Here is a 1,049-nt window from a genome sequence, read left to right as displayed (position 1 = left end):
CGTCCGTCCCCGCGGCGCTGACCGGCGTGGCCGCCACCGGCGTGCTCGGCACCCGGCTGACCATGGCGGGAGGTTCGGGCACCGGGACGGCGCTGCTCGTCGTCGCCGTCCTGCTGTGGGCGGTGCTGCTGCCGGCGGTCCTCGCCCACCTGGGTCGGCGGGCGCCCGGGGCCGCCTATCTGGTGTGCGTGGCGACGCAGTCGCTGGCCGTCCTCGCGGCGACGCTCGCGCCGCCGCTGCGCGCGGCGTGGCTGATGTGGCCCGCGCTCGCGGCGTTCGTCCTCGGCGTCCTGCTGTGGCTGCCGGTGGTGGCGCTGTTCGACTGGCGGCAGCTGCGGACCGGGCGCGGCGACCACTGGGTCGTCGGCGGCTCGGTGTCGATCTCCGCGCTGGCCTCGGCGAAGCTGGCCGCGGGCTCGGCCGCGCCGCTGCGCTGGGCTCCCGGCCTGCACGGCGCGCTGCGCGGCGCCACGCTGGGGCTGCTGCTGTTCGCGTTCGCCTGGTACGTGGTCCTGGTGGTGTGCGAGGTGCGCTGGCCGCGCCCGGAGTACGACGTGCGCCGGTGGGCCACGGTGTTCCCGCTGGGCATGGCCGCCGTCGCCTCGACGACGTCGGGGACGGCCCTGCGGACGCCGGTGCTGACGACCGCGGGGAAGGTGCTGCTGTGGCCCGCGCTGCTCGTGTGGGGCGTGGTGGCGGCCGGTGCGGTGCGGACGCAGGTCCGCGCCAACCGGAGGCCCGGCGGCGCCTGAGCGGCCCGCACAGCGCGTCCCGCAGCGGCGGCTGATCCGGTTTCCAGCCCCGCTGCGGGACGCGGGTGCCCGGGTCGGCGCAGACCGCGCGCCGGCGGACGTCAGCCGGCTTGTTCGGCGATGACCTCGGCGACCTTGCGGGCGGTCTCGGTGGGCAGTGGCGCGGGGTGCCCGCGCCACCGGTTCGCGGCCATCAGGGCGGCGCCGGTCGCGCCTCCGCCGTACGCGGCGGCGGCGACCAGGGCGGCGAGTTCGGGCGGCAGCTTGCGTTCGAGGAGCTGGACGCTCGCCCGGTAC

The 1,049-nt window shown here is 78.1% G+C and carries 2 protein-coding genes; one reads left to right on the top strand and one right to left on the bottom strand.

Annotated features, from left to right (window positions below; translation table 11 throughout):
• Positions 1-752 (top strand): SLAC1 family transporter (locus AB0J52_RS42025; RefSeq protein WP_500188907.1); only part of this gene is annotated, 752 nt, incomplete at its 5' end.
• A gap of 101 nt (positions 753-853) precedes the next feature.
• Here AB0J52_RS42025 and AB0J52_RS42020 read toward each other — a convergent pair.
• On the bottom strand, positions 854-1,049 hold a 196-nt coding region (locus AB0J52_RS42020; RefSeq protein WP_500188905.1), incomplete at its 5' end, for a hypothetical protein.

The organism is Spirillospora sp. NPDC049652 (genome assembly GCF_040675125.1).
GTDB lineage: Bacteria > Actinomycetota > Actinomycetes > Streptosporangiales > Streptosporangiaceae > Spirillospora.
This window is presented reverse-complemented; position numbering and strand designations above follow the sequence as displayed.